This is a genomic window from Acinetobacter brisouii (assembly GCF_008993995.1).
Taxonomy (GTDB): Bacteria; Pseudomonadota; Gammaproteobacteria; order Pseudomonadales; family Moraxellaceae; genus Acinetobacter; species Acinetobacter brisouii_A.
Genome location: NZ_BKNN01000138.1, coordinates 1 through 2,332, shown reverse-complemented (window position 1 = coordinate 2,332; position 2,332 = coordinate 1). Strand labels below are relative to the sequence as shown.

The window sequence follows — 2,332 nt, the reverse complement described above, 5'->3', positions numbered from 1 at the left end:
TGAGTATTATCAATATATTGAGGCATACGCCTTTAGAGTCGGCAGGTAATTTGCCTAGACATTTAGAGCATTTATTAGAAAGTTCAAAAATGTATGTATTACCTGAAAAAAGGCATAGGCTGTGTCCGAGAGTAGTTAAAGGAAAACCTGCAAAATATCCAAAGAAAAAATGCCAATCAGCTTAACTGATTGGCATTACCTCTGATGAGGTCTTTTTTTACAGCGAGTTATCTCTTAAACGAATTGTAGAAATACCCAAAATAGTGAAGCCGAAAGCACCATTGCACACGGCAAGGTCAATACCCATGCCATCAGGATGCTTTTCACGGTTGCCCACTGTAAACCTGATTTGTTGGCGGTCATGGTTCCTGCGACAGCACTATTCAACACATGCGTGGTGCTGACAGGTAAACCAAACTTATCCGCAGCAATAATGGTTCCCATCGCAACTAGCTCAGCCGACATCCCTTGACCATACGTCAAATGCGTCTTACCAATACGCTCACCAACCGTCACCACAATACGTTTCCAACCGACCATGGTGCCTAGACCAAGCGCCAATGCTACAGCCACTTTCACCCATGTTGGAATGTACTGAGTGGCTTTATCGATATTCTTACGGTAGTCGTCGACCGTTGCTTTTTGTGCAGGTGACAATTGTGCCAAATGATTACCTTTATCCAACTCTTTCAAGCTGGCATTGCTCAAGTACATATCATTACGCAAGTTGACGGTTGCTTTCTCAGGGACTTTTGACATGCTGCCATAGCTTGCCACTGCCTCACCCAAATGGTTCGACAAACTAGCAACGGCTGGCATGACTTGGGGATTATATTGATGCGTTTGAATAAATTTAGTTAAAACATCACGGGACTGCATCTCAGGCATATTCGGTTGATCAGCCACCAGAATATGCGCGGTTTTTTCTGACAATGCCGCAAAAGATTGAACTTGCGCAGGATCCATGGTTTTATTAAGTGAATAAGCAAGCGGTACAATCCCGATCAAAATCAGCATGATCAAGCCCATACCCTTTTGACCATCGTTTGAACCGTGGGCAAAACTCACCCCTGTACAGGTACAGATCAGTAAAACACGTACCAAGAACGATGGCGGCTTATTGCCTTCAGGCGCAACGAACAATTCCTTTTGGCGTTTTTTCATTACCCACTTTAACAACAAGAACGCTGCTGCTGCCAAACCAAAACCAATCAATGGTGAGAAGAACAATGCTTTAGCAACCTTAAGCACCTGTCCCATATCAACACCACTCACCCCGTCTGTTGCCGAGTGCAATAACTGGTTCATGATGCCTACACCAATAATAGAACCAATCATGGTATGTGAACTTGAAGCAGGAATCCCAAACAACCATGTGCTCAAATTCCAGATAATTGCTGCAAGTAATAAAGCAAACACCATGGCAAAGCCAGCGCCACTGTCGACATGCAAGATCAACTCAACAGGCAATAACGCAATGATGCCGTAAGCCACCGCACCACTCGCGGTTAAAACACCGAGAAAGTTAAAGAATCCAGACCACATGACTGCAACAGGCGCAGGCATAGCATTGGTATAAATCACGGTTGCAACGGCGTTGGCGGTGTCATGAAAACCATTGACAAATTCAAAGCCTAAAGCAATCACCAAAGCCATACCGAGCATGATGAATGAGAACAGGCTTAAAGGTGGAACTTGAGACAAATCGAAAGTGAGCTGTACACCGATATAGGTCAGGGATGCTAAAACGACGACAGCAAAAATATATTTAAACCAGCTAGGGGTTGGAGCATGAATATTATTAGAAGAATTTTTGATTGTTGGGGCAATGACTGGCGTTGGTTGGGTGTCAGCCACTATAGATGCCTGATGATTCATGAGGTCTGCGAAATATCATAAGATTGTGCAAATTTTGCGACGGTATTGTGACAATTAAATGACATTTCTCTGAATTTCATTGTAAATTCATTCGCCCGATATTGGGGACTTAAATATATTTACCACAGCCAGTTACATAAAAAACTCAATTCAATTTTCACAACAAAGCACAATTAAAATCTTAAAATTAAAACACTTAATTAAGTTTAACCTTATTGATTAAAATCGCACCAAAATAGATCAATAAAATAATCTATTCGCTTAAATTTAAACTATTGATTTGTATTTGCTAGATTTTTCAACAATTTTTGTCGAACTTGCAGGCAAACGATTTTATATAAATATAAAATTGCCTTAATTTGGTGCATAATACTTCGCTCCCCAAAATGCTATTTTATCATTTTTAATCTAGTCACATTTCCACCCCAAAAGTGTGTCATTTTTCTTATTTTTC

General features: G+C 41.0%; 1 protein-coding gene and 1 pseudogene. One reads left to right on the top strand and one right to left on the bottom strand.

Annotated elements, in window-relative coordinates; all coding sequences use genetic code 11:
- Positions 1–185 (top strand): annotated as a pseudogene (locus tag GBN19_RS16005) (IS4 family transposase); the annotation flags it as partial.
- Positions 186–234: 49 nt separating this feature from the next.
- Here GBN19_RS16005 and GBN19_RS15195 read toward each other — a convergent pair.
- Complete coding sequence (locus GBN19_RS15195) at positions 235–1,878, bottom strand: inorganic phosphate transporter (RefSeq protein WP_151778679.1); 1,644 nt, start codon at positions 1,876–1,878, stop codon at positions 235–237.
- Between the last annotated feature and the right edge of the window lie 454 nt (positions 1,879–2,332).